General features: G+C 56.3%; 22 protein-coding genes and 1 tRNA gene. 5 read left to right on the forward strand and 18 right to left on the reverse strand.

Going from position 1 to position 23909, the window contains the following annotated elements; translation table 11 throughout:
• Positions 1–19: 19 nt before the first annotated feature.
• Positions 20–247, reverse strand: coding sequence for a DUF1127 domain-containing protein (locus AC2FID_RS03190; protein WP_058271589.1), 228 nt, complete (start codon positions 245–247; stop codon positions 20–22).
• Positions 248–346: 99 nt separating this feature from the next.
• On the opposite strand from AC2FID_RS03190, the gene AC2FID_RS03195 reads away from it, so the two are divergent.
• Positions 347–1750 (forward strand): aminotransferase-like domain-containing protein, encoded by a 1404-nt coding sequence (locus AC2FID_RS03195; RefSeq protein ID WP_496835362.1) that lies wholly within the window; start codon positions 347–349, stop codon positions 1748–1750.
• A gap of 4 nt (positions 1751–1754) precedes the next feature.
• Here AC2FID_RS03195 and AC2FID_RS03200 read toward each other — a convergent pair whose 3' ends face one another.
• On the reverse strand, positions 1755–2117 hold the full coding sequence (locus tag AC2FID_RS03200) for a nuclear transport factor 2 family protein (RefSeq protein ID WP_496835363.1): 363 nt from the start codon (positions 2115–2117) through the stop codon (positions 1755–1757).
• Positions 2118–2354: 237 nt separating this feature from the next.
• Between AC2FID_RS03200 and rplM the strand changes: the two genes are divergently transcribed.
• Both rplM and rpsI read left to right on the forward strand, forming a co-directional pair.
• On the forward strand, positions 2355–2813 hold the full coding sequence (gene rplM / locus AC2FID_RS03205; RefSeq protein WP_058271592.1) for a 50S ribosomal protein L13: 459 nt from the start codon (positions 2355–2357) through the stop codon (positions 2811–2813).
• 5 nt (positions 2814–2818) lie between these two features.
• Positions 2819–3304, forward strand: a complete 486-nt coding sequence (rpsI, locus tag AC2FID_RS03210; protein WP_496835364.1) for a 30S ribosomal protein S9 — start codon at positions 2819–2821, stop codon at positions 3302–3304.
• A 74-nt stretch (positions 3305–3378) separates the two neighbouring features.
• On the opposite strand, the gene AC2FID_RS03215 is transcribed toward rpsI, so the two are convergent.
• From AC2FID_RS03215 to AC2FID_RS03290, 16 genes are all read right to left on the reverse strand, one after another.
• Entirely contained in the window at positions 3379–4539 is a 1161-nt protein-coding gene (locus AC2FID_RS03215; RefSeq protein WP_496753988.1) for an ABC transporter substrate-binding protein, read from the reverse strand.
• 30 nt (positions 4540–4569) lie between these two features.
• Positions 4570–6456 (reverse strand): AMP-dependent synthetase/ligase, encoded by a 1887-nt coding sequence (locus AC2FID_RS03220; RefSeq protein WP_496835366.1) that lies wholly within the window; start codon positions 6454–6456, stop codon positions 4570–4572.
• A 5-nt stretch (positions 6457–6461) separates the two neighbouring features.
• Positions 6462–7235 (reverse strand): ABC transporter ATP-binding protein, encoded by a 774-nt coding sequence (locus AC2FID_RS03225; RefSeq protein ID WP_496835368.1) that lies wholly within the window; start codon positions 7233–7235, stop codon positions 6462–6464.
• The gene (locus AC2FID_RS03230) at positions 7232–7996 is read right to left on the reverse strand and encodes an ABC transporter ATP-binding protein (RefSeq protein ID WP_282151185.1); all 765 of its coding nucleotides are present in this window, start codon (positions 7994–7996) and stop codon (positions 7232–7234) included. Before AC2FID_RS03230 ends, AC2FID_RS03225 begins: the two co-directional genes overlap by 4 nt.
• Positions 7993–9090: a branched-chain amino acid ABC transporter permease gene (locus AC2FID_RS03235; RefSeq protein WP_496835370.1), complete on the reverse strand. Its 1098-nt coding sequence runs from the start codon at positions 9088–9090 to the stop codon at positions 7993–7995. Before AC2FID_RS03235 ends, AC2FID_RS03230 begins: the two co-directional genes overlap by 4 nt.
• Before the next feature lie 3 nt (positions 9091–9093).
• On the reverse strand, positions 9094–9969 hold the full coding sequence (locus tag AC2FID_RS03240) for a branched-chain amino acid ABC transporter permease (protein ID WP_282168328.1): 876 nt from the start codon (positions 9967–9969) through the stop codon (positions 9094–9096).
• A gap of 75 nt (positions 9970–10044) precedes the next feature.
• A complete protein-coding gene (locus AC2FID_RS03245) occupies positions 10045–11073 on the reverse strand; it encodes an alcohol dehydrogenase catalytic domain-containing protein (RefSeq protein ID WP_496835372.1) in 1029 nt (342 codons plus the stop codon).
• A 183-nt stretch (positions 11074–11256) separates the two neighbouring features.
• Positions 11257–11751, reverse strand: coding sequence for a hypothetical protein (locus AC2FID_RS03250; RefSeq protein ID WP_496835374.1), 495 nt, complete (start codon positions 11749–11751; stop codon positions 11257–11259).
• Positions 11752–12186: 435 nt separating this feature from the next.
• On the reverse strand, positions 12187–13608 hold the full coding sequence (locus AC2FID_RS03255; protein ID WP_496835375.1) for an AMP-binding protein: 1422 nt from the start codon (positions 13606–13608) through the stop codon (positions 12187–12189).
• A complete protein-coding gene (locus tag AC2FID_RS03260; RefSeq protein WP_496835377.1) occupies positions 13601–14446 on the reverse strand; it encodes a hypothetical protein in 846 nt (281 codons plus the stop codon). The genes AC2FID_RS03255 and AC2FID_RS03260 overlap by 8 nt, the downstream gene beginning before the upstream one ends.
• Positions 14443–15774 carry a hypothetical protein gene (locus tag AC2FID_RS03265; RefSeq protein WP_496835379.1) on the reverse strand — a complete coding sequence of 444 codons (1332 nt, stop codon included), beginning with the start codon at positions 15772–15774 and terminating at the stop codon, positions 14443–14445. The genes AC2FID_RS03260 and AC2FID_RS03265 overlap by 4 nt, the downstream gene beginning before the upstream one ends.
• A complete protein-coding gene (locus AC2FID_RS03270; protein ID WP_496835381.1) occupies positions 15771–16871 on the reverse strand; it encodes a BtaA family protein in 1101 nt (366 codons plus the stop codon). Before AC2FID_RS03270 ends, AC2FID_RS03265 begins: the two co-directional genes overlap by 4 nt.
• Positions 16858–19320, reverse strand: coding sequence for a PEP/pyruvate-binding domain-containing protein (locus AC2FID_RS03275; protein ID WP_496835383.1), 2463 nt, complete (start codon positions 19318–19320; stop codon positions 16858–16860). The genes AC2FID_RS03270 and AC2FID_RS03275 overlap by 14 nt, the downstream gene beginning before the upstream one ends.
• Positions 19317–20228, reverse strand: coding sequence for a UbiA family prenyltransferase (locus tag AC2FID_RS03280; protein ID WP_496835384.1), 912 nt, complete (start codon positions 20226–20228; stop codon positions 19317–19319). The genes AC2FID_RS03275 and AC2FID_RS03280 overlap by 4 nt, the downstream gene beginning before the upstream one ends.
• Positions 20225–21412, reverse strand: coding sequence for a hydroxymethylglutaryl-CoA reductase (locus AC2FID_RS03285; protein WP_496835386.1), 1188 nt, complete (start codon positions 21410–21412; stop codon positions 20225–20227). The genes AC2FID_RS03280 and AC2FID_RS03285 overlap by 4 nt, the downstream gene beginning before the upstream one ends.
• Before the next feature lie 604 nt (positions 21413–22016).
• Positions 22017–22106: transfer RNA gene (locus AC2FID_RS03290), tRNA-Ser, on the reverse strand.
• A 123-nt stretch (positions 22107–22229) separates the two neighbouring features.
• Between AC2FID_RS03290 and AC2FID_RS03295 the strand changes: the two genes are divergently transcribed.
• Both AC2FID_RS03295 and AC2FID_RS03300 read left to right on the forward strand, forming a co-directional pair.
• Positions 22230–23072, forward strand: a complete 843-nt coding sequence (locus AC2FID_RS03295; protein WP_496835388.1) for a DUF2059 domain-containing protein — start codon at positions 22230–22232, stop codon at positions 23070–23072.
• Entirely contained in the window at positions 23072–23872 is an 801-nt protein-coding gene (locus tag AC2FID_RS03300; RefSeq protein ID WP_496835390.1) for a DUF2059 domain-containing protein, read from the forward strand. Before AC2FID_RS03295 ends, AC2FID_RS03300 begins: the two co-directional genes overlap by 1 nt.
• The last annotated feature ends 37 nt before the right edge of the window (positions 23873–23909 follow it).

The raw sequence follows: 23909 nt of genomic DNA on the forward strand, positions 1-23909 counted from the left end.
CGATAGGGACTGGGGATAATTAATACTGCCAGAAATATCGTTTGATCTCGCGGTCGGCCGCGGGGCGGGTCAGGCCGACATCTTTAAGCATGCGATCATCCAGCTTTGACAGGTTAATTCTGCTGCGGCGCTGTCGTTCCCACTGTGTGACAGTCGCCGCAAACCGCACGGCCAGCGCGGCGATCATCGGCAGCCGAGGGCTATCGTTCAGCAGCATGAGGGCGGGGTTGTGCATATGGCGTGTCATCTTGGGTATCCTTTCAAATTGTATTGACACAAAGTACTAATGTTCGGTACATGTGTGTGATACATTCGGGATTGTGTCAAAAGCAAAGGAAGAATTGTAATGGATACAATTTGGCCAGAGGCGTTACCAAAATCCAAAGGTCCCAAGTACACACTGGTCGCCGACACAATACGAAAAGCGATTGAGAACAAAGCGCTGGAGGTAGGATCCAAGCTGCCTCCGGTCCGAGAACTTGCGTATCGGTTACAAATCACGCCTGGCACGGTTGCCCGGGCATATACGATTCTAACGGAGGAAGGCTTGCTACAAGCCGAGGTCGGGCGTGGTACATTTGTCGCCCCTCCGAAATCACCTTTGCTGGACGATGTGTGGGCAAGACAACTCCACCTGCGCGACGACAAGTACAACGCCGATGTCAGCCTGTTCAGCCCCAGATTACCGGATGTGGGGCAGGTGGCATTGATCAGGGAATGCCTTAAAAAAGTGTCGCATGCCGATCCGCGTTTGCTGATGAATTACCCGACGCGCGATGCGTACCAACCCATGCGGCAGGCGGTCGTTGAATGGCTCTCAGATCTGCCGCTTGGCGCAGTGACCCATGATGATGTGGTTCTGACGCATGGTGGGCAAAATGGTCTTTGCCTTGTGTTTCAGACGATCCTGCGCGGCCCCAAACCGGTCGTTCTGGTTGAAGATCTGTCATATGCCGGTTTCCGTCGGGCAGGTGAGTTGATGCGGGCCGAGGTTGTCGGTGTGAAGATGGACAAGTGGGGCATTGACCCTCAGGCCATGGATCACATTTTGCGTCAGACCCAGGCGCAAGCGGTTTGCGTCTCGCCCGAGGTGCAAAACCCAACCGGTACACATACGCCGCTGGAACGTCGAAAAGAGGTTGTGGAAGTCGCCCGTCGCCATGATTTGCAGATCATTGAAGACGATTGTTATCGGATGGGGGACGCGCGCGAGCCCAGCTATCGCGCTTTGGCACCTGAACGGGGGTGGCATGTTTCGTCGATCTCAAAGATCCTGACGCCAGCCCTGCGCGTCGGGTTCGCCATCGCCCCGCGCGAACGCAGCGTCGATCTTCGGCGCTCAGCTGAATACGGCTATTTCGGATTGGCACAACCACTTGCAGAGCTTACCCGGCTGTTACTGTCTGATCCACGGACACGGCAGATCGCCAGGGACGTCCGCGCCCGGATGGGCGATTATGTCCGGGTGACGGTCAATGCGCTTGGCGGCTTTGATCTGAACTGGGCGCCGGACGTGCCGTTTGTCTGGCTGAACTTGCCGTCGGGTTGGCGTGCCGCCGCATTCAGCCGAGCAGCCGAGCGGGAAGGTATTCAACTTAGATCCGCAGACGAGTTCGCGCTGCGGGACGGGCGTGCCCCCAACGCCGTACGCATTGCGATGAATGGGCACGTGTCATTGGAGCGGTTCGAGGCCGCAATGCAGCGCCTGCGTGCACTTCTGGATAATCCGCCGGAACAGATCAGCGTTTAAAGACTCAGCTCGTTGGCTCGGGATCGCCAAAGAACCCGGCCAGATGTGAGATCTTTCCCTCAGCATCCAAATGCGCAAAGTCGTGGCCAGCGACAACTACACTGCCATCCGGGCCAACCAGACGCCACGTGAAGTGAATGACATCGTTGTGGCCATTGGCCTTGCTGGTCAACTCAAGCATTCCGCCCGTGCTTTGCGCCACCTCTCCGATATGATCGCATAGGTTTAAGCGGCCTTTGACCTCGGCCATGGGATCGACATAGATGCCATCTTCAGCAAAGCACCCGGCCAGTATCTCAAGCCGTTTGCCCCGGTCAGGTTCTTTCCATGCTGCCCCATAGTCGTTTACGGTCTGTTGCCAGTTCATTGCGCGATATCTCCCTTTCCGGATCCCGCCGGGTTAATTAACGTTCAATCATGTATTGCGGTTTATCTGTGAAATTATGGGGTAAAATAATACCTATTTTATAACTCCCTGTAATTGCAGAATAAAATAAGTTTCAGTGTTCTTGACGCGCATTACGCCTGCATCTAAATACCCAACATCGAATTCGGGCCGCTCCGTATGTGGGCGGTCTTTCACATCAAACAGGACTATCCTGCCATGAAAACCTTTTCTGCAACACCTGCAGACATTGACAAGAAATGGATCCTGATCGACGCCGAGGGCGTTGTTCTGGGCCGTCTTGCTTCGATCGTCGCCATGCGCCTGCGTGGCAAGCACAAAGCGTCGTTCACCCCGAACATGGACATGGGCGACAATGTCATCGTGATTAACGCTGACAAAATCCAGATGACCGGCAAGAAGCGCGAAGAAAACTTCTACTGGCACACTGGCCACCCGGGCGGCATCAAGTCGCGCACCAAGCAGCAGATCCTTGAAGGCAAGCACCCCGAGCGTGTTGTGACCCAAGCGGTCAAGCGGATGCTGCCTGGCAACCGCCTGTCGCGTCAGGTTATGACCAACCTGCGTGTTTATGCCGGTGCTGAGCACCCGCATGAAGCCCAGTCGCCCGAAGTTCTGGATGTTGCATCCATGAACAAGAAAAACACCCGGAGCTAATGACCATGGCTGATCAGATCAATACTCTCGAAGAGCTGAGCGCCGTTGCAGGCGTTGAGGTTGTGGCCGAAGAAATCATCGTGCGTGAACCCGTACGTGACGAACTGGGTCGCTCTTATGCCACCGGCAAGCGTAAAGACGCTGTTGCCCGCGTTTGGATCAAGCCGGGTTCCGGCAAGGTCACCGTAAACGGCAAGGATCAGGACAAGTATTTTGCGCGTCCCGTTCTGCAACTGATCCTGCGCCAGCCGTTCCAGGTTGCCGGTGTTGAAGGTGAATTCGACGTTGTTGCAACCGTCAAAGGCGGTGGCCTGACCGGTCAGGCCGGTGCGGTCAAGCACGGCATCTCGAAAGCGCTGCAGCTGTACGATCCGTCCCTGCGTGGCGCACTGAAAGCCGCTGGCTTCCTGACCCGCGACAGCCGTGTTGTTGAACGTAAGAAATACGGTAAGCGCAAAGCGCGTCGTTCGTTCCAATTCTCGAAGCGTTAATTCGCCACCGAGTACACAAAATCAAAAGGGCTCGCATTTGCGAGCCCTTTTTCGTTTGAGATGCGTGTTGGGGGTTATTCTTCGTACACCATCTTCCAGGCACCGTTTTCGACAACATTCACATAGACTGAGTCAGCCCCCTGATGGTCATCAGGTCCAAAAGTCATGTGGTTGCCCACCAGTTCATCCTGATAGTCCAGCGTTTCCATCGCTGCGATAAAGCTTTCATGCGTCAGATCGGGGCCAGCAGCCTCAAGCGCTTTGACCATCGTTTCGGCCGCAGAATATCCCAGCATGGCAAATCCGACGGGGTCTTCACCGGTTGCCGCTTTATATTCTTCGATAAAGGCGGCAGGGGCGGGGTCTTCTGCGCGGGACCACAGATCCTGCCACGACGCGGCGGCGTAGAACCCGTCTGTCACTCCGCCCGGCACTTGCGCAACAACAGTCAGGAAACTGGCCGATGTACCGAGAAACTTCATATCCGTCAGGCCCATCTTTTTGGCGGTGCCGACAACGGTAATGGCCTGACGCACACCCAAAGCGATCGTGACGATATCGCACCCTTCTTCCTTGAGCTTGCTCAGCGAGCCCACGAAATCAGTTTCATCCGGCTTGTGCGTGGTCTCGGCGACAAACGCGATCCCGGCTTCTTCGGCACCGGCCTTGGTACCTTCGACGATTTCGGCACCAAAATCGGTTGGCAAGTACATCGAACACACAGACTGCCCGCCGAACTCTCCCGCCAGATACTTCACGCCAACACGGCTTTGGTCAAAGTAGGTCGAAAAGGCCGTGAACTTGTTGTCCATCGGTTCCTGCAGCATTTGCCGTGCAGCGGACAGTGGGGCGACATTAGGAATACCTTTTGGATCCAACAACTTGAAGCCCGCGACATTCATCGGAGTTCCCAGCGACTGTAGCATCGCAAACACCTTGTCGCGGTTCAGCAGCTTATTATAGCCCTGCATCGCGCGCGGCATCTGATATCCGTTGTCCTCGACCACATAGCGGATAGTGCGCCCGTGTACGCCGCCATTTGCGTTTACCCGGTCAAACACCACATTTGCACCTTTGGTGGCCGGAACACCGACGGCCGCGAAGATACCGCTCAGATCGTTGACCGAACCGATGATGATCTCATCATCCGTGACACCCTGTGTCTGTGCGTTGGCAAGGGTCGCCGAAGCCGTCAAGGCGGTGGCCGCCGCCAGCCGCATGATCACATTCTTCATCTTTCTCCTCCCTTTAGGTTATCTCTTTTTTTAACTGTACATGTCTTCAATAAGATGGCCGTGTTTCTTTTCGACAAAACTGCGTTTCAGCTTCATTGTCGCGGTCAGTTCATCATCATCTGCGGTCAGAAGCACATCGATCAGGCGAAAGTCCTTGATCTGCTCGACCCGTGCAAAATCCTTATTCACAACATCAATTTCCGCCTGAATCTGATCTTTGACTTCGGATGCGGCACATAAGGATGCAAAATTCGAGAACGGGATCTTCCGATCTTGTGCAAATTTCTCAACGTTTTCCTGATCAATCATGATCAGCGCGGTCAGATACTTGCGCTTGTCGCCGATGATCACCGCGTCCGCGATATAGTGGCTGAATTTCATTCGGCTTTCGATCTCGGCAGGGGTGATATTCTTGCCCCCGGCAGTGATGATGATATCTTTCATGCGCCCCGAAATGGTGACGTAGCCGTCGTCATCGATATGCCCCAAGTCGCCGGTTCGCAGCCAGCCATCGGCGGTGAACGTCTCGGCCGTTTTAGCGTTGTTGCGCCAATATCCTTGAAAGATATTAAGGCCTTTTAGCTGAATCTCACCGTCTTCGGATATCCGGATATCATTTCCGGGCACAGCGCGTCCGATGGTTCCGACCTTATTGCTTTCAATGGTGTTTAGCGTCGCCAGACCCGAGGTCTCGGTCATCCCGAACCCCTCGACCAACGGCACGCCAATTGCCCAGTACCATTTCAGCAAGTCCGTTGAAATCGGGGCCGCGCCTGAACCTCCGCGCCGCATCTTGTCCATACCCAGCATGCGGCGCAGGTTGCGCAGAACCAGCCGGTCCCACACCCAGAATTGCGCGGCGACACCGGCTGGGACGGGTTTGCCGGCCAGAATGTACTCGGCCCGCGCAAGCCCTGCCTTCAGGGCCATGCCGAAGGCTGCGCGGCCCGTGGGCGTCGCATCCTGCGTCATAATCTGAACGTAGGAATAGATCTTCTCCCAAACCCGCGGAACGGCCGTAAAGGTCGAGGGTGAGATCTCTTGCAGGTTCGCAAACACGGTCTCCGGGCTTTCGGCAAAATTGACGATGCATTTGGCGGCCAGCGGGAAATAGATGGATACGTCACGCTCTAGAATATGGCACAGCGGTAGAAAACACAGCTGTTCGTCCGTCTCTAAGGCAGGCAACGCATGTGCCCCACATTCTATTGCCGCAAGGATGTTCTCATGGCTCAGCATCGCGCCTTTTGGCATTCCCGTGGTGCCCGAGGTGTAGATCAACAGCGCGGTATCCTGCGGCGACGCCAGCGCGATTTCGGCCTCGAAACGGTCGGGATCTACAGCCTCGGCTTGTTGGCCCAGCGTATACAGCGCGTCGATCATCATGCAGCGCGCGTGATCCAGATCGTGCAACCCCTCATCATCAAGAATGATGACATTCAGAAGGCCGGGAACCTCATCTTCGACCTGCAGGAACTTGTCCAACTGCTCTTCGTTTTCGACGATCAGAAATCGGCTGTCACTGTCATTGATGAGATATTTCAATTGGCTGGAAGAATCGGTGGTGTAGACGCCCGATGCGATGCCTCCGACGGCCTGAATGCCCATGTCGAACCAGGCCCATTCTTTTCTATCCTCGGACAGGATCGAGACAACCTCACCCCGTTGCAGTCCCAATTTACGCAGGGCCAGCCCAATCCACTTGGCGTGCTGCCAATAGTCCGTCCAGGAATATGACCTCCAGATGCCAAGGTCCTTTTCGCGGTGCGCCGTTCGATCACCAAGCTCAGTGCAGCGGTTCCGAAACAGCTCGCAAATCGTGGTGCTTCCATCGACACAAACCGGGCGTTGGCCGGGGGTTGCGTTCAGGCGAACGCCGTTGACTGTGATCTGAGGGGGCAGGGTGCTGATATTCATCTGTCTCACCTCCACGTCTTTTTCCGCTTCCAACGGCGGTTTTCCCGCGCGCCTTCTTCCTGAACGCCCAGATAGAAATTCTGGATGTCCTCTGACCGCATCAGAACATCTGCTGCGCCGTCCATGACGATGCGTCCGACCTCCATCACATAGCCATGGTGGGCCAGTTCCAGGGCGGCGTTGGCGTTCTGTTCGACCAGCATCATGGTCATGCTCTGTTCGTCATTCAGTCGCTTGAGGATGCCAAAAATCTCCTGAACCAGCAGCGGTGACAAGCCAAGCGAGGGTTCATCCAACAGCATGATCTTTGGGTTGGCCATCAAGCCACGGCCGATTGCCAGCATCTGTTGCTGCCCGCCAGATAATGTTCCCGCCTCTTGGTTGCGACGTTCCTTGAGGATCGGAAAGTATGAGAACACCAGATCCCGATCGTGATCGATCTGACCCTTGTCCTTCAGGGTATAGGCCCCGAGGCTGAGGTTTTCGTCGACCGTCAGCAGTGGAAACACCTCACGCCCTTCGGGCACATGAACGATGCCTTTCTGCACGACCTTGTGTGGCTCGGACCCCTGAATTTCGTCGCCTTCAAATGTGATCTTGCCCTTTTCCGGATCCATCACGCCAGAAACGGTTTTCATCAGCGTGGTCTTGCCCGCGCCATTGGCGCCAAGGATCGAGACAATTTGGCCCGGATGAACATCCAGAGAAACGCCCCGGATCGCCATGATCGGGCCGTAGAAGCTCTCGACGTTGCGGATTGTCAGTACCGGAGTCTTCATGAGGCTTTCCCCAAATAGGCCTCAACCACCGCCGGGTGCGACTGAACCTCAGCAGGTGTTCCCAGCGCCAGTTTTGCGCCGTCCGCCATTGCCAGAACGCGATCCGAGACGCCGGAAACCAGTCCCATGTCATGCTCGACCATCAGTACCGTGATCCCCATCTGCCGCCGGATATCGTCAATCCACCAGCGCATGTCGGTTGTTTCTTCGACTGACAGACCCGAGGCCGGTTCGTCCAACAATAGCAGCTTGGGATCGGTGGCCAGTGCGCGGGCCACCTCGACTACCTTACGCACGCCATAGGGCAGGCCAGAAATCATTTTGTCGCGGAACGCCTGCAGGTCGAGGAAGTCGATAATCTCTTCGACCTTTTCGCGGTTTTCCAATTCCTGCCTTCGGGCTGAGGGCAGAAACAGCACCTCGGACAGCATGTTCGTTTTGCGGTGGCGGTGCCGGCCGACAAGGAGGTTCTGCAGGACGGTCGCGTGTTCGAACAGTTCAATGTTCTGAAATGTCCGCGCCACACCATATGCAGCCACGCCGGACGGTTTGGCCTTAAGCAAGTCGTGCCCGTCGTAACGGATTTTGCCTGCGTAGGGGTCGTAGAAACGCGAGATCAGGTTGAAGACCGTGGACTTCCCTGCACCATTAGGGCCAACGATGGCGAAAACCTCGCCTTCCTCGACTTCGAAAGATAGATCATTGACGGCAGTCAACCCACCGAACTTCAGGGTGACGTTTTCGAACTCAAGAAGGCTCATCTCAGGCGCTCCGTCTTGAGGTAGGATTTCTGCCGCTTGAACATGTCCTTGCGATAGAAGGGAAACAACTCGAACCACGTGCGGATTTTCAGCCAGCGCCCATACATGCCCATCGGTTCAAACAGGATGAAGGCGATCAGGATCATACCGAAGATACCGAACTCCAACCCCGGGATGGCGACGGTATTGCCACCAAACACTGCGCCCACGTACTCCTTTGATATCGACAGGAACTGGGGCAGGAACCCGATCACGATTGCTCCAAGGAACGCGCCGTGGATGGATCCCAGACCACCGATCACGATCATCATCAGTAGCTGGATTGAGATCAGGACGCTGAACGTCTCATTGTTGAATGCACCCGAGAACATGCCCATCAACGCGCCCGCCCATCCGCTGACCGCGCAGGACAGCGCGAACGAGATCATCTTGGTCCGGGCAATGTCCACGCCCATGGCCTGTGCCGACACTTCAGAATCCCGAACAGCGATAAAGCTACGCCCCAAAGGCGCGCGCAACAGGTTGATGTAGCCAAGCGTCACCAGCACCGCCACACCAAGAACCAACCAGAAGAACTGAACCGGAGTGCCCCAGCGGTCGACCAGGAACCCGAAGATCTCGACACCGCCAAGATATTTGCCCGCGACACCGCCCGTAATCGGCTCGGCCAGAACGATGACGTCATCCATCAGGATGGACAGGGCCATTGTGAAGATCGCGAGATATATCCCATGCAGTCGCAGGGCAGGGATGGCGACCGTCACTCCGGCCAACCCGGTCAGAATACCAGCCAAGGGGAAGGCAATCAGGAACGGCACGCCAGCTTCAAGAAGAATGACGTTGGCGTAGCAACCAAAGGCCAAAAACGCGGCATGACCTAGGCTGACTTGCCCTGTGTGACCCGTCAGGATCATCAACCCCAGGCCCGCGATGGCCCAGATCAGCACGTTTGTCAGCTCACCCAGGTAGAAGTCGTCCAGCCACCACGGAGCGGTGGCGACAACTGTCAGCAAGATCAGGTACAGGCAAAGCTGATACGCGTCCTTCCAAGGTCGGATATCCTGCATGTAGCTGGTTTTGAACACAATCCGCATGACTTAGACCTTCTTGACCCGAACCTGACTGAACAGCCCGTTTGGGCGAAAGATCAGCACCGCCAGCAGCAGCGCATAAGGCGCGATCTGGCTGTACCCTGCTGCAATGTAACGGCTGGCAAAGGGTTCAATCACGCCGACGATCAGCCCGCCAGCCAATGCCCCCGGCAGGCTTCCAAAGCCACCGATTACGGCTGCGGCGAAGGCCTTGATGCCGAGCAAACCGGTGGTTGGATCGACAGACCCCTTGGCCGCGAACAAGATGCCTGCAATCCCCGCTACAACCCCCGCCAAAGCCCAGATAAAGCCCTGCACACGCTTCACCGGTATTCCCATGTAATATGCCGCCAACTGGTTCTGCGACGCGCCCTGCATCGCAAGACCCAGCTTGGTTCGACTGAAGAAAACATACAGCCCCCAGGTCAGCAAGATGGTCACGACAATGACCGCGACGTCCTCCATCCCCAGCACCAGCCCGCCAAAGCGGACTTCCTTGCCGGCCAACGGGTTTTGAAGCGTCTGTGGCTCGTGCCCCCAGATCAACCCGGCTGCGAACCGGATTACGAAACCCAAAGCGATGGTCAGGATAACAACTGCCGTTTGGCTTTCTCCAAATAAACGCCGGATGATCAGGCGATCAAGCAAGTAGCCCAAGGCGCCCATGATCCCCAATGAAATCGGCAAGGCCATCCAGAAGGGCAGCCCCATATACTCCGCATTCGTAAGCCCGATCGTCACGAAGGCGCCCAACATCATGAAGTCGCCCTGCGCGAAATTCACTGCCTCGGTGGCCTTGTAAATCAGCACAAAGCCAAGCGCGATCAGGCCGTAGACACAGCCATTCGCCAGCCCGCTGATCAGCAGCTGTGCGTTATCCAAGTTTGTCCTCCCATGCCGGTTGGCCCGGCGTTCCTTACGCCCCGGACATCCTCCTTCGTCCGGGGCTTTGTTCTACTATGGCGTGATAATCACCTTCCCGTCACTCTTTTTCAGAGCATTGGCCAGATTTGCCACCACATCGCGCAAGCCAAGCCGTTCAGAAACATCCGTTTTCCAGCGTCCGTCAGCAAACCGGGCCTGTACTTCACCAACAACTCTCATCTGGTCCGCCGGAGGCGTTGACATCATCCACTTGGTCAACCAGAACCCCTCGATCCGCTTGCCCATAAAGATCAACTGACCGGTCTGTGTCAGTTTTGGCAATTCGGGACTGAGCTTGCCGTAGATGACCCACCGCGCACCGTTGGGCATCGAACAGAAAATCTGCTCGGAAACCTGATCCGTCACGGCATCCAGAAAGACACGTGGTTTTAGTTCCATGCTGAGCGCTGCGAATTTCTGCATCATGTCCGGGTCGGACGTGACCAAGACCTCATGAGCGCCAAGTTCCTTCAAGGATTCCACTGCCTCGGCCCGACGCACGATTGCGATGGGTTTCAGCCCCAAGTCGCGACCCAATGAGCACATGAGTTTGCCCAACTGGCTGGTGGCCGCCGAAACGACAAATGCATCGCCCGCACCCCGCGCGATGTCCACCATGGCCATCGCAGTCATGGGATTGATGACCTGGGCGGAACCATCTTCGTCCGAGATATCGGGTCGCAGTGGGATACACATCAATGCCTGCGTCACGACATACTCCGCCCACGCCCCGGAACCAGCCGCCACAAAGGCAACCCGTTGACCCTGCAACGCTTCGGCACCGGTGCCGGTGGCCACCACGTCGCCACAGCCCTCAAACCCGGCGGGTGTGCCTTTGACACGCGGTTGCCCGTATTCTCCCTTGATAAAGTGGAGATCGGATGGATTCACCGACGCCGTCCGTAATTTGATCAACACCTGACCAGGGCCGGGTTCTGGCACGGGAAGCTCGGCCTCGGCCAGCCAATCGGCGGCATCCTCGATAAAAGGACCTGTGGCCGATCCGGAATAGCCGTCATGGGTTTGAATGACGGCGAACATGTTTGGGGGCAGGGTGGTCATTATGTCTCCTATCTCCTGTGCGGACACAGCACAGAACAGGTCTGTTGCAAGTGGTGTTGCGTTGGATTTAGGGGCAGCCAATCAAACGGGTGCTGAGACGTCAATCAGAGTTGCGCCTGACGTAACGGGAATGCGCGCCCGGTAAAGAAAAAGGGCCGCTCAAAATAGAACGGCCCCCAGAAATTATTGTTGTCCAGTCAAAAGCGTGCGCAGCTCTTCGATCTTCTGAGCAATCAACTGAGGGGATGCCTTGATTTCATCCAGGATACCCAAGGCTTTTGTTTTCAGGTCCTGTGACAACTGGCTATCCTGAACCGAAGCTACCATGGCGTCATAGTCAAAATTCTCGACGGAAAGCGTACCTTCTTCGATCCAGGAATTCAGCAAGTCTTGCCCCTGATTAGCGAGGGACGCGACCTGATCTCCGGCCTGATCGGCCAGATCGGTGGCCGCCTGTCCGGCTTGTTCGGCCGCTTCGGTGGCCTGGTCAGCAATGGAAGATGCGGCTTCGCTCGCCTGTTCGGTGGCGGCATCCACGGCATCATTTACGGCCGCACCTGCGTTCTGGGCCGCCGATTGCAGGCTTTCGGCAGGCGTGGGTTCGGGTTGATTGAGGTAATAGTAAGCTCCGGCGCCAAGTCCGGCGACGATAACAGCTAATATGAGAGTACGCGACATGGGGTTCTCCTTGAAATATGTGTCGCTTAGATGAGGGTAAATTATCAGTGATCAAAGGGGAATTCCCAGAAATTCATTTCAATTCGGGGGTTTGAGCCAGCCTGCGCCGATCTGATGGAACCAGGTGGCAATAACACGCCGTCATGCGGACAGCACGGCAGGTGAGCTTGATTATTCGCCAAAATCCGAGGCGGAATTGGGCCGGAAGCAGACACATTCGGCACAAAAGGCGAGCGGTGGTGTCAAAGTAAAGTGACATAGTGGGGTGGATTAATGGCGCCGATTGAAAGCTTGGAACGGTGAAATTTTCAAAAATGGGCGGGAAGCTGCCGTTCACCGCGCGAATTAAGCCCTATTTCTCGCATTGCGAGCGCGGACACTCAGGCTTGAATTTCCCGACCAACTAAAAACGGTGCGGTTTCGGCCCATTTTTCATCAATAACCCAAGATGCGTTCAAGTTTCGCGCGATCAACTTTGGAGGCGTGACGCTTGTCCATGGGGATTTTGTCAATTGAAATCACCTTGGGGACACCAAAACCAAGCGCACAACTACTCCAAGCCTCAACTTGACCAGGTAACCCTTGAACGCAAAGAGCCGGGCCTTCATTCGTATTTATTAGTGCGCAGTGTTCTACACCCGGCCATTGCCTTGCCGCGACTTCGATTGCGAAGGGAAATAGTGAACCTGAGTTTACCTCAATTTCGGACCCCGTCCGCCCCCATAACCACAATCGTCCGTGTTCGTCCAACGTGCCAGCGTCACCGGTTCGGTGCCAAACGACGCCGCCTTCTTTAATTTTGTTTTCCACTGATTGGGCCGGATCAAGATAACCGTTGTTCACATGCGCCCCTGCGACCTGAATTTCATTGTCGCAAATACGGAGCGTGATCTCAGGCACTGGATATCCGACGAGAAGCCCATGGCCACCGGACATCCGACGGGAATCCTCCTCCGAGATGTCCCTGGCGTCGAGATGGGCAATCGGTTCGGCCTCGGTCGATCCGTAGACGCAAACAACCGAAAGCCTGTGCCGGGTTCTCAACGTCTCCACCAGGTCCGGGAATACCGGGCCACCGCCCGTGAACACCGTGCGCAACGGACCGGTGTCGCCGGATTGAGCAAGTTTTTCACAAAGTGACGGCGGGATGAGGGTTCGGGTGATTTGCTGCACATGGATCCAGCTGTCCAACTGTTCCGGCGACAAGCGGTCCAGCTTGCTCAACTTCCAGTTCGGGAGAACACTTGTGCGCCCAGCCGCCAGATTGATCAGTGTGAACACCGGAAAGGCCACCAGATCGCGCTCGGCATTGTTGCTGGCGAGGAGGGGCGCGATGGCATCGTGCTGCGCCATCAGAAATGCATGCGAGCGGGGAATAGCTTTCGGCTGGCCCGTCGTCCCGGAGGTGAAAGAAATAAGGGCGATATCCTCCGGTCGAACCTCATGGACCACCGGATCACAGCGACTTTCCCCCGGCTTCAGCAGAGGTAGGGACCAAAGGTTCGGAATCAGAAACTTCAGCAAAGAATACGCGCCCGCTGCACAGAACGCTTTTGGTTTCGTGGTCCGGGCGGCGTGGCGCAGACCGGCCAACCCCATGGCCGGTTCCGGCAAGACTACGGTGGCGCCAAGGGACCATAGGGCGGCCAGACTTGCATACAGGTCCGCATCGACAGGCATGGCCAAAAGCACGCGATCACCTGGTTGGATACCCTTGTACTGCCACCTACCTGCCAAGTGCTGAACCCGCGTGTGCAGTGTTTGAAAACTAATCTGGCGGCCCCTGCCGTCCACTATTGCGGTCCTGTCCGGAAACCGTTCAACCGCAACCGAGAAATGGGCGAGCAGGTCAGCCATTCAGCTTCCGCCCAAGCAGGGAATAGCGCCGGAAAATCGTCGCGCCTTCCGCGGCACTGCGGTCGGCCGAGTTATTGTCATCATGGATCAGCGCATGAATGGCGGTGTCGTACCCCATGCTGAATGCCGTCTTGTGGAACCTGTGTGCCAGATGCCGCCCGGCGCCGGGTTCGAGACTTGCATAGGTCTTAAGGATTGCGGATGTCGGATCGGGGCCTTCGGCATAGTTGGGAATGCCGAACAGAAACCCGGCCAATGACCCGTCGCGGCGGCGCGCAAACAGGATCAGGTCGCGCTTCATCATCGGCACAACCGGCATATACATGGCCAGAAAATCCGCCTCGGATATCGGCTTATAGAATGCGTTCTTTGAGAATGCTCGGGTTGAAAGTTCGAAAACCTGGCGGAACAGGGCCTCGGGGTCTGTTCCATCCCACTTTTCCACCACGAACCCCTCGGTTTCCGGCGGTGCCGACCGGGCGGCGGCCTGCAGCGGCACTCGGGCCGAGAAGTACCGGCTGATCTCTTTAAATCCGGCCGACCGGAACACCTTGGGCTCATGAGGTTTGTTGCTGGGCTCCATCAGGAACGGAGCGGACCCGTCGCTTTCCGAAACGAACCGGTAACTGCGCCAGGTATCGCCCGACATCGGCCCAATAACGCGGTCGAGGCCCACGTTTTGCACCCGCTCTATCCCTTTGCGCAGGATTTCGGCGCCCGCTTCGGGCGTTTTGCAGGAAAAATCGCCGAAGGTTGCGGCGGGAACGCCGTCCCAGTTTGGGCCGTTCAGATACACGGTCAGCTTAGCATCAGCCGTTTTGATGGTCTCTTTGGTCATGAAACCACTCCGGCAAAGAACCCCGCTCCAAGCGATCCAGCAACGACCCAAACATAGTAGAGCAAGGGCAGGGCGAGGGCCAACAGCGTCAACCTAAGAACCCGGTCTTTTCCGAACCAGTGTGGCCGGGCCAATGGAACCGCAACCGTGCACAGCAGTGAAAGCAGGGTCAGAGCCGTCAGTGGCTCAGCCCAGTTCGACTGTTCAGAATTCTGGGAAACAGCCCAAGTCCGAATTATGAACAGGAAAGCCGCAGCAAACGGTATCGCAATAGGATTGGCACACAGCGCCACAGCGGTGAGCCCCATAGCCAACCCCATCGCACTGAGCCCAAAAAAAGAAATCGCATCCCATCCCGTTGCATTTCCTGCCGCAAGCCAACCGAATCCCAAAAACCCTAAGGCGGCTACGATATCCAGATCGGGGTACTTACTGTCACAAGGAGAAGCGGTGCGCGCCCAGCCATGTGCGGCAAGAACCATAATCGGCAGTACTGTGTTCTGCAGTTTAGCGGCCGCAAGCAGCAAAAAAACCGCGACAACATACACACGGGTCGTATGCTTGGTCAGGCCCAGCTTGGTTCCCACCACGCCGAAACTGGCAAGGGCGGCAAAAAACATGGCAGCCAACAGGGCGAGCTCTGCCAAAGAGCTGTGATAGTGGCCGTTCAGAAAAATTAGCAAGCCAAGCGGCAGGAACAAGTTATCAAACCCCCGCCAACTTTGCGCCTCGACCAATGTGCCAAAGGCCGCAACCATAAGACACAACATCATGACGTTAGATGGCGGGAGTTTCGACAAGAACAAGAAGCAGATGATCGCAACCAATAGCGTTACGACAAAAAACACTACTGACCCTTCTAAGCTCTTGTCACCATCTTCCACCACGTAGCGTTTGGTTCCATACGTGGTCCCGGCAAGCGCTGCGGCAGCATCCGCGAGTGTCAGAACTGCGATTGGCAGCAAGTAGAACAGTATGTTTTCGCCCGCCAGCAAGAAGCAAAGTCCAACGGACAAGGCGAGTAGAAAGTCTCCGTAGGATGTGCGTTCGACCCCGTGAAGGGTCGCGCCAAGACCCGATGAAAAACGCGGTAGGCGCAGCACAAGCATCACCAGCATTGTGGCTGCGATCAGCATATAAACCGGCCAGCGATTGGGAAAGAGCCAGGGCAGCAGCAACGCAAAGAGGCCCGTGCTGACATGCATCAGCTTGCGCTGCACTTCGGGGCTTAGGCCCGCCGTGTTGGCCAGACTTCGGATGACCATCATTACTCCGACAAGAGCCAATACGGACCCCGCCGCCAGCAGAACTTGACCAGGAACAGTCACGGCTGCACCTCTTCTACGACGAAATCCGAATAGAAGAATGCCATGTCACGGGCTTTCTGCTGCGTTTCGATGTCGGTCAGGGTGTCTATCTGATCCCTGTATTCCAGCGGAACCCGCCGGGGTGCCATCATGTTCCAATAGACCAGTCGGGCGTGTGGCTCTGCGGCGGTTAGGATGGCACCGTAAACCTGTCGGAAGGTTTCGAGCGACATGTACTCGAAAATGTCGGAAAGGTTGAACCCGCTGGCTTTCTCACCGGCCGACACAAAAGCCTCCAGCGATCCGAGGCGAACGTCCAGACGATCCAGCCGAGATCGGATCGTCTCATAATGTTCGGGACGCCATGCTAATGGCAGCGCGTTACCGTGGTTGCCCTTAAGAATCCAATGCAGATAAGGATTTTGAGACGGATCGGTGGCGACCCCCGCATGACGGATGCGGCGGGCGACATGTTGGGCCGGGCTGCCTTCGACATGATCGAAAAATGCGCTGTCCCGTCCCATGCGCCCCATGACGAAGCGAGAAAAGAAGATGTTCAGCAGAAGACGCCAACGGAATGTGTTGAACCGCGTGTCGAAAAAGGTTTTCCGTGCTTCTGGGCTGCGTGGAGTGAACACTTCGTCGATGGTTCGGCGTGAATGCACCAGCGGCAAAAGCCGGGTCCGAAAGACGCGAAAATAGCGTTCAAATTTGCCGACGCCCCCAATACCGTATTTTTCGACCTCCGGAGTCAGAGCCTCCCAGAAGGCGCGCGTGTCGGCATCTGTGGCATCCAAAACCCGGCCCAGCAATGCATCCCGTCGGGTACTTGGACGCGAGCCAGTAAGCTCGATGAATTCGGAATGAGTCAGCCGCTGATAGGCCGCGATTCTGAGTTTGAGGCAGGCGATCTGCGCCGGTGACAGGTCCAGAACCACGACGCGCGCGGGATCGAGTGTCAGCATCGCCAGCGCATTGTCACCGGCCGAGCAGATGGACACCAATGTCTTACCCGTACAGTCGCCCAGTGCAGAATTCAGGACATCTGCGTCCTCCCACAGTTGGGCATAGCGGATATAGTCGAAATCCGCCTTATTCTCAATCTCACTGCCACCCATCGTACCGCTCCACAGCGCCGATTGCCCCGTCGACCGAGATCATCTCGCCATCCTCGATCCAGTGCGTGGCGCCTTTCAGGCCAACCACGCAGGGGATACCAAGCTCGCGCGCCACAATGGCCGAATGCGACAACAACGAGCCCCGTTCGACAATGATGGCAGAAGCGTTTGAGAATACGGCAATCCATCCCGGGTCGGTGTGGCGTGCCACCAGTATATCTCCGGGGTCCAGGGCCTCAGTGCGTGGATCGCGGATCACACGCGCACGCGCCTTGATTTGTCCTGCGGAACAGCCCGTGCCGTGCTTCACTCGTGCTGTGTCCACTTCGAGTTCCGCGCATTCGGACCAGATCGGCGCGATGGCGGGACCACGGATTTCGATGCGTTCCGGTGGGTCGGGGCGTCGGGACGAGGCTTCATCCTCTTGTTTGCGCCGCGCAACGATGCCTTTCAGATCAGGTGACAGGCTATAGCCTTCGACTGCTCCGAGAACCTCATGTGTTGTCAGGAAAAATACATCCTTTGGTGATGAAAGCAGATCATGGGCGGCGAATTCCCGGCCGATGCCCAAAAACACACGCCGCGCATAACCAAAGATTCGTGTGCGTTCAAAACGCAGGTTTTCGCGGTCGCGCACACGCGCCTTGGTCCAGCCCAGGATCCATTTGGCCGACTGCCGTTTGAGGGGGTTTGCCGGAAACAGTGCTTGCCAATCCGGCTCGGCTCCTTCCTGACGCCCGGGCGGGGGACGCTCGGCGCTGGCTGCAATGGCCAGCAAAAGGCTGGTCGGGTCGTCGCGCAGCGGAACGCTTTCCAGCTTGAGCTCTTCGGTGCACCGGTCGCCAAATTTTTCAAGATACGCATCAACCTCGGCTTCGATTTGCCGGTGCCCGGACAAAACCGACAGCTGCGCGTTGGCCTTCAAAGTTGCGGCAAGACCTGCCTCCCGAACCAGCTTTCCTATTTGGGCAATGCGCTGAGCGGGTTCTGCCGAAACGATATCGCCTTGCCCGATCATGAGGTCATTGTGCAGGGTCAACCCGTCCTCGCCCAGCCACTTTTGTAGCAGGTTGCGCGAGCCACCAAAGGCAATCATGCATAGAAAATCGTTGATCAGCGGGGCGTCCCAACGATCCAGCAAGGTGCTTTCGATGCGCCTGTACTCGGCCGCCAGTTCGGTAGCGTTGGAGGTGTTCACTTCCAGCCCCGCCTGCAATATGTCGTTCAGCCTGTGATAAAAATCGCGCCGGGTCTGCGGCAGTCGCATGGCCTGCCAGATCAGACCGCCCGCAACCTTGGCCAGTTTCGCGTATTCCACAAGCTTGCGCCAGCCGGTGGTGGGGGGCGGGGCAAGAGCATCCGTGACCTCACGTGGCATCGGTTCAGAAACGCCCATCATCGTTTCCATATAGTCGCGGTTCATCGAAAACCCGGGCAACAGCGCCAGCGCGCGATACCAGTTGATCAGATTGTAATAGGCACGCCCATCCACCCGCCCCAGCAAATTGTCAAAAACAGTTGGGTTCCGGGCAACCGTGTGCCGGGAAACGCCCAGCAACCTGACGAAAGCGCGATACACCTGAGAATAAACATGCAGAGCAAAAGAATAGGTCAGCGGGCTGACGATGCCCGGATAGCTTTCTACGATATTGGAGTTGTCGAAAATAGTAAGTGTCTGGTCTTCGAGCGGCTCAGGACGTAAGGGCGTGGTAATCGGTCGGGCCTGCAAAATATGTAGCCCTTGCGCATCAATGGCCCATTCGATGTCCTGAGGTGATCCAAACAGAGCTTCGGCCTTTTGGGCAAGGGCCGCGATGGATTGCGCCTCGTTCACGTTCAAATGTGTTGGGGTGTCTGGTGCGCTTTCCGGTGTGCCATCCGCACCGATGATCCAGTCCTCTCCGTCCGCTTCACCTGACACAAGCTGGTCTGCAAGGCCTTCAATGGCCGAGATCACGACCACATTGCGCCGACCACTGACCGGATCGGCGGAAAAGGCGACACCGGCCGTCTTTGCATCGACCATGCATTGTACGATGATCGCAGGAGCCTCGGCTTTGCCGCCGGATTTGACCGCCCGGTAGGTTTCGACCGTTGCCGAGAAACCGGATTGCCAAACCTGCTTGGCAGCCGCGATAACACTTTTGCCCGGAACGTTCAGGACAGAATCGAACTGTCCCGCGTGACTGTGATCCACGCCATCTTCGGACCGGCCAGAGCTGCGCACCGCGTAAGGCCCGGGCCCAAGCGTTTTAAGTGCGTAGGTCACAGCCGATCGCAGGCCCTTTTTCGCGATGGGCCCGGACTGCCCCATGCGAAATGCGTCATTAGTGATGACAAAGAACTCGGGTGGGGAAAAACCGTGCTGCGTCAGATGCGACAGTGCCGCCGCTTTGCCTCCGACAAACGGGACATCGTTGGCATCCGTTTGGGCGACGATGAAAGTCATACAGCGGCTCCGAACAAGAAGGGCAGGAAACCAGCCGTGGCATAGCAGAAAAACACCCAAAGGCCGGAAACAGTGTCCATCCTGTTCTGGGCTTTCTCAGTTGGTGACTGACTATAGCGGAATACGGCAGCCCCGCAGGGAACCAGCGCCAGCGCGCCGATCAGGGCACTTGGCCAGCCAACGCCTGTGGCGCTGCCCGTTGCGACAAGAAGCGCGTAGGACAGCAGGACGCAGCCGATCCAGATACGCCCCGCCGGACGCGGACCCCATAGGGCGGAATAGGTGTCGACACCGGTAATCTCGTTTTCAGGAGCCCACAGTTTGCGCCCGATCTCAAGGACGCAGCCATTCACAAAGGACAACGCCAGGAACAGCCACAGAGAGGGTGCCGCACCGCCTGCTGGCAGCCATTCGAGACCGGTCAGCAACAGATCAATCAAGGGCATGATCGCCATATGGCTTAGCAGGTACAAAACCGGCCGCGCCTTCAGCCAGGCCGGGACACCGAATTCGACAGTCATCGCCACGAGCCAGATCCAAACCGCGCCCAACAGCCACAAAACCGACGGGTGCCAGAACCAGGCAGCCGTAAAAGCCAGTGGAATGGTCAGCAAACCCAGGCTCAGAACTTCGCCCGGTGAGACCAATCCGCGTGGGATCGGCCTTTCGGGCCGGTAGCGCCGGTCGTCTTCGGCGTCCTTGAACTCGTCACAGACCCGCATCTGGAAAAACAACGCCATGGCCAGTACAAAGCCGACGGCAAAGGCGGACCATTCGGGTAGGGGGCGGTCTGCCAGACGGGCGGACACGCAGATACTGGCCGAGGAAAACACCAGCAGCAGAGGGACGGTTTTCTTCAGCGGAAAACGCTCGGATTGATAAATCCAGAATCGGTTCTGAATGCTCATCTGTGGCGGGCCAGACTTTCATGGGCGCGGGTGAAATGGCCTGCAGCAATCGCGGCGACGATGGAGATTTCACCGCACAGGCACGTGGCCGCGGCCACTTCAGCTAAAGCTGTCCCACTCCCGCTGCCCCGTAAGCCGAGTATGTTCAGCGCTGCTGCCTGGCTGGGCAATCCAGTGCCCCCGCCGACCGAGCCAACCAGAATGTTAGGAAGCGTCACCGAGCAGAAAAGATCGTCGCCCCTAGGTTCCATTCGCGTGACTCCCATTGCGCTTTCGGCAACGCAGGCCGCGTCCTGTCCGGTTGCAATGTAGAATGCCGCCAGCCCGTTGGCATAGTGCGCCTGCGCCCCAAATTGGCCGGACAAAAGCGCCCCCAGATTGGCGACACGGCCATAGTCAAGCATCGCTTCGACCGTCGTTCCAAGCGTCTTTTTAACAACCTCAGCCGGGAGCGTGACCGAGGCGCTGACCTTACGCCCGCGCCCCGTCACCAGCCCCAGCGCCGAAGCCTTTTTATCCCCCGAAAAATTACCTTCGACATACCAGTTCTCAATCTCGACAGGGCAGCTATCCGCGATTGCGTGGCACAAGGCGTCGGTGGCGATGGTCACCATATTCTGACCCGCTGCATCACCTGTGGTGTAGCGGCAAATCAAAAAAACGACGTTTGTATCAATGAACGGCTCCAGCGATACAAGCTTGCCATGACGGGTCGTCGCTTCGGCCGCAGATTTGAGCATGTCGACATTTGTCACAACCCAGTCCACAAATTGCCCGGCCTTAAGAAGGCTCTCGAAAACAAACGCCGGTGTCCGTAGAACACCTTCGTACAAAACAGCTGTACTAACACCGCCCGACCGGGTGGCGGCATAAGCGCCCCGGGCATAAGACGCGACCAGCGCTGCCTCGGTTGTTGCGAGGGGGATATGAAAATCGCCGTTTGCGTTCATTCCGTTCAAGCGTAAGGGTCCAATGACCCCGACAGGAAGCTTAACCGTGCCGATAAAGTTCTCAATATTGGTGCCATAGGTTTCGGCAGCTTCTACCGTTTCCGGATCAGCGATTTGCGCTTGATCCTCGTCGCTGGCCGTGGGTTTCAGCTGCTCCCAAAAACGCGCGACCATCTCTTGTGTAGGCTTGCGGGACGGGCGCAGTGTTGAAAACTCGGCATTATTGGGTGCCATCTGTTTCGGTATCTGATCAGCGTCAAATCGTGCCCTGATGCGTTGAAGCATTTCCCGAACATGAAACGGAATTATCAAGAGTGCACTCCAATAGATTTTCCGCAATAAGCGATTACAATCACAATCTGATGCGTATGCAAGTTACTAATAGATCGACTAATGACCAGCCAAATTTTCTTTTATCAAGTATTTGATCCGAAAGGGTCTCGTATATGTTGCGTTTGATAGTTCTTTCTGTTCGATAAGCGTATCTATTGCCAAAACAAGCACAGATCGTGAGAGCCGAACACTCTTGCGAGCATATCAGCAAGAGCCCAAAACTTGGATGTAATCCATTCAAAAGTTTAGCTGCTTGAAGTGTTGATAGAGAGACAAATAGGATTTGCTGCCGCCCTGCGTAATATAGGAATGATCGAATGTCCGGTGTGGCCGAATAGAGGCTGCAGGAAGAAGCTCGCTCACCTGTGCAGATATATTTGCTGAAACTGAAAAAAGCTGATTTGGTATTTCTGAACACAGACCCCTCTGTTGTTTGACGAAAAGAACACCGATAGTGAGTGATGCTTCGCACCGTTGACCAGGGTATGTGGCGGTCTTGGGATAGTGGCGGAGAGACAGGGATTCGAACCCTGGGTGGGCTTGCACCCACAACGGTTTTCGAGACCGCCCCGTTCGACCACTCCGGCACCTCTCCGCGGGGGTCTGTGAGGGGGGGATTTAGTGAGGAACGCGCGGGGGTGCAAGCAGAAAATTCCTGAAAATGACAAAGGCGGGATTTTCCGTTGCCTGACGCGGTATTTCCCCTAGGCTCATAGGTATGACATATCCTTTACGCCAAACTATCCTGCCGCTATTCGCCGCCGTTCTGTTCGTGATTTCCGGGTCGCAGCAAGCATTTGCTGCCGGACGGGATCGGATCGAAGCCTTTTTGACAACAACCGGGTTCGACGTTGCACTTGAAAGCATCGCTCTGGCCTCGGCCTCAGCCCCGCAAATGTTGGGGATCGATCCTGATGGGTTTGGGTCCGACTGGACACGCCTGACCGAAGAGGTCTTTGATACCAAGGAAATGCGCGAAACAGCTGTGTCTATTCTGGAACAAACGCTGAGCGATGAGGCGCTAACCCATGCGGTCGAGTTTTATGCATCCGATCTTGGGCAACGGCTGGTCGAGTCCGAGAATGCATCGCACATGGTTGAAGATGACGATGCCAAGCAACTTGAAGGGCAGAAAATCGTCTCGGACCTGATCAAGGATGGATCCAAGCGGGTCGAAAATCTGAAACGCATGAACAATGCAATTGATTCCAGCGGGACGGCATTGCGTGCGCTGCAGGAAATTCAGGTGCGCTTTTTGCTCGCTGCCAGCGCCTCGGGGGTGATTGACTTGCAACTGGGCGCGGATGAACTGCGTCAGATGATGAAGCGCAATGAAACCGGCATGCGTCAGGCTTTGCAGCTGTCCGCACTTGCCGGGGCAGCCTATACCTATCAGGACTTCTCGGATTCTGAGGTCGTCGCCTATGCTGAGGCTTTGGAGCAGCCTTTGATGCAAGAAGTCTATGAGCTGCTGAATGCCATTCAATACGAAATCATGGCCATGAAGTTTGAAGATTTGGCCGCGCGTATGGCGGAACTACATCCGGCCCAGGATATCTGATGCGCCTGATCGCTGCTTGTTTCGCCGTGTTTCTGTCAGCCATGCCGCTGGCAGCGTCCGAGCGGGTTGAACGCCTCATGCTGGCACTTCAATTGGAGCAGGTCGTCGATATCCTGCGCGACGAAGGTTTGGCACAGGCGAAAGACCTGAACGACACATTTCTGGGTGGTGACGGCGGGCCGTTTTTTGATGATCAGGTGGACGAAATTTATGATCCACAGTGGATGCAGGAGCAAATTTCAGAGATTTTTGAGGTCAGCCTGACAGCCAGCCAGATGGATCGCGCCATCCTGTTCTTTGAAAGTGATGTCGGGCAAACCGTTATCACTCTGGAAAACTCGGCCAGAAGGGCTTTCGCGGATGAAACCATCAAGGACATGGCACGCGAAAACTATCTGAACGGGGCAGGCGGCACCCAGCTTTACCGGCTGGTCGGCGAGTATATTGAAGTCAACGACCTTATCGAAAAGAACGTACAAAGCTCGCTTAGTTCGGATTATAACTTTTTTCGCGGCCTCAGCGCGGATGCCGGAACCAGCTCTGAGGATATTCTGGCGCAGCTTTTGTCGGACAAGGACAGGCTTACCGAGGAAAACCGCATCTGGTTGTATTCCTTCCTTCTGGTGGCCTATCAACCGCTCGATGAGGCTCAGATGCGGGAGAACATTGCTTTTTCCCGAACTGAGACCGGGCGCGCCGTTAACGAGGCCTTTTTCGATGGTTTCGATAAGATGTATGACCAGATCTATTTTCAACTGGGGCAGGCGGTCTCACGGGCGCTTGGCGCATCGGATCTTTGATCCTGTATTTGATGTTGACTTTGCCGATCAATCTATG

It is taken from the genome of Ruegeria sp. CDSC068, from assembly GCF_059610545.1.

What these genes read in the sequence shown, in the direction of transcription:
- AC2FID_RS03270 (WP_496835381.1), bottom strand. Translation starts at nt 16,871, where the DNA reads ATGGGTGGCAGTGAGATTGAGAATAAGGCGGATTTCGACTATATCCGC.
- AC2FID_RS03225 (WP_496835368.1), bottom strand. Translation starts at nt 7,235, where the DNA reads ATGAAGACTCCGGTACTGACAATCCGCAACGTCGAGAGCTTCTACGGC.
- AC2FID_RS03190 (WP_058271589.1), bottom strand. Translation starts at nt 247, where the DNA reads ATGACACGCCATATGCACAACCCCGCCCTCATGCTGCTGAACGATAGC.
- AC2FID_RS03280 (WP_496835384.1), bottom strand. Translation starts at nt 20,228, where the DNA reads ATGAGCATTCAGAACCGATTCTGGATTTATCAATCCGAGCGTTTTCCG.
- AC2FID_RS03235 (WP_496835370.1), bottom strand. Translation starts at nt 9,090, where the DNA reads ATGCGGATTGTGTTCAAAACCAGCTACATGCAGGATATCCGACCTTGG.
- AC2FID_RS03195 (WP_496835362.1), top strand. Translation starts at nt 347, where the DNA reads ATGGATACAATTTGGCCAGAGGCGTTACCAAAATCCAAAGGTCCCAAG.
- AC2FID_RS03200 (WP_496835363.1), bottom strand. Translation starts at nt 2,117, where the DNA reads ATGAACTGGCAACAGACCGTAAACGACTATGGGGCAGCATGGAAAGAA.
- AC2FID_RS03275 (WP_496835383.1), bottom strand. Translation starts at nt 19,320, where the DNA reads ATGACTTTCATCGTCGCCCAAACGGATGCCAACGATGTCCCGTTTGTC.
- AC2FID_RS03215 (WP_496753988.1), bottom strand. Translation starts at nt 4,539, where the DNA reads ATGAAGAATGTGATCATGCGGCTGGCGGCGGCCACCGCCTTGACGGCT.
- AC2FID_RS03245 (WP_496835372.1), bottom strand. Translation starts at nt 11,073, where the DNA reads ATGACCACCCTGCCCCCAAACATGTTCGCCGTCATTCAAACCCATGAC.
- AC2FID_RS03295 (WP_496835388.1), top strand. Translation starts at nt 22,230, where the DNA reads ATGACATATCCTTTACGCCAAACTATCCTGCCGCTATTCGCCGCCGTT.
- AC2FID_RS03300 (WP_496835390.1), top strand. Translation starts at nt 23,072, where the DNA reads ATGCGCCTGATCGCTGCTTGTTTCGCCGTGTTTCTGTCAGCCATGCCG.
- AC2FID_RS03285 (WP_496835386.1), bottom strand. Translation starts at nt 21,412, where the DNA reads ATGGCACCCAATAATGCCGAGTTTTCAACACTGCGCCCGTCCCGCAAG.
- rpsI (WP_496835364.1), top strand. Translation starts at nt 2,819, where the DNA reads ATGGCTGATCAGATCAATACTCTCGAAGAGCTGAGCGCCGTTGCAGGC.
- rplM (WP_058271592.1), top strand. Translation starts at nt 2,355, where the DNA reads ATGAAAACCTTTTCTGCAACACCTGCAGACATTGACAAGAAATGGATC.
- AC2FID_RS03260 (WP_496835377.1), bottom strand. Translation starts at nt 14,446, where the DNA reads ATGACCAAAGAGACCATCAAAACGGCTGATGCTAAGCTGACCGTGTAT.
- AC2FID_RS03255 (WP_496835375.1), bottom strand. Translation starts at nt 13,608, where the DNA reads ATGGCTGACCTGCTCGCCCATTTCTCGGTTGCGGTTGAACGGTTTCCG.
- AC2FID_RS03230 (WP_282151185.1), bottom strand. Translation starts at nt 7,996, where the DNA reads ATGAGCCTTCTTGAGTTCGAAAACGTCACCCTGAAGTTCGGTGGGTTG.
- AC2FID_RS03250 (WP_496835374.1), bottom strand. Translation starts at nt 11,751, where the DNA reads ATGTCGCGTACTCTCATATTAGCTGTTATCGTCGCCGGACTTGGCGCC.
- AC2FID_RS03220 (WP_496835366.1), bottom strand. Translation starts at nt 6,456, where the DNA reads ATGAATATCAGCACCCTGCCCCCTCAGATCACAGTCAACGGCGTTCGC.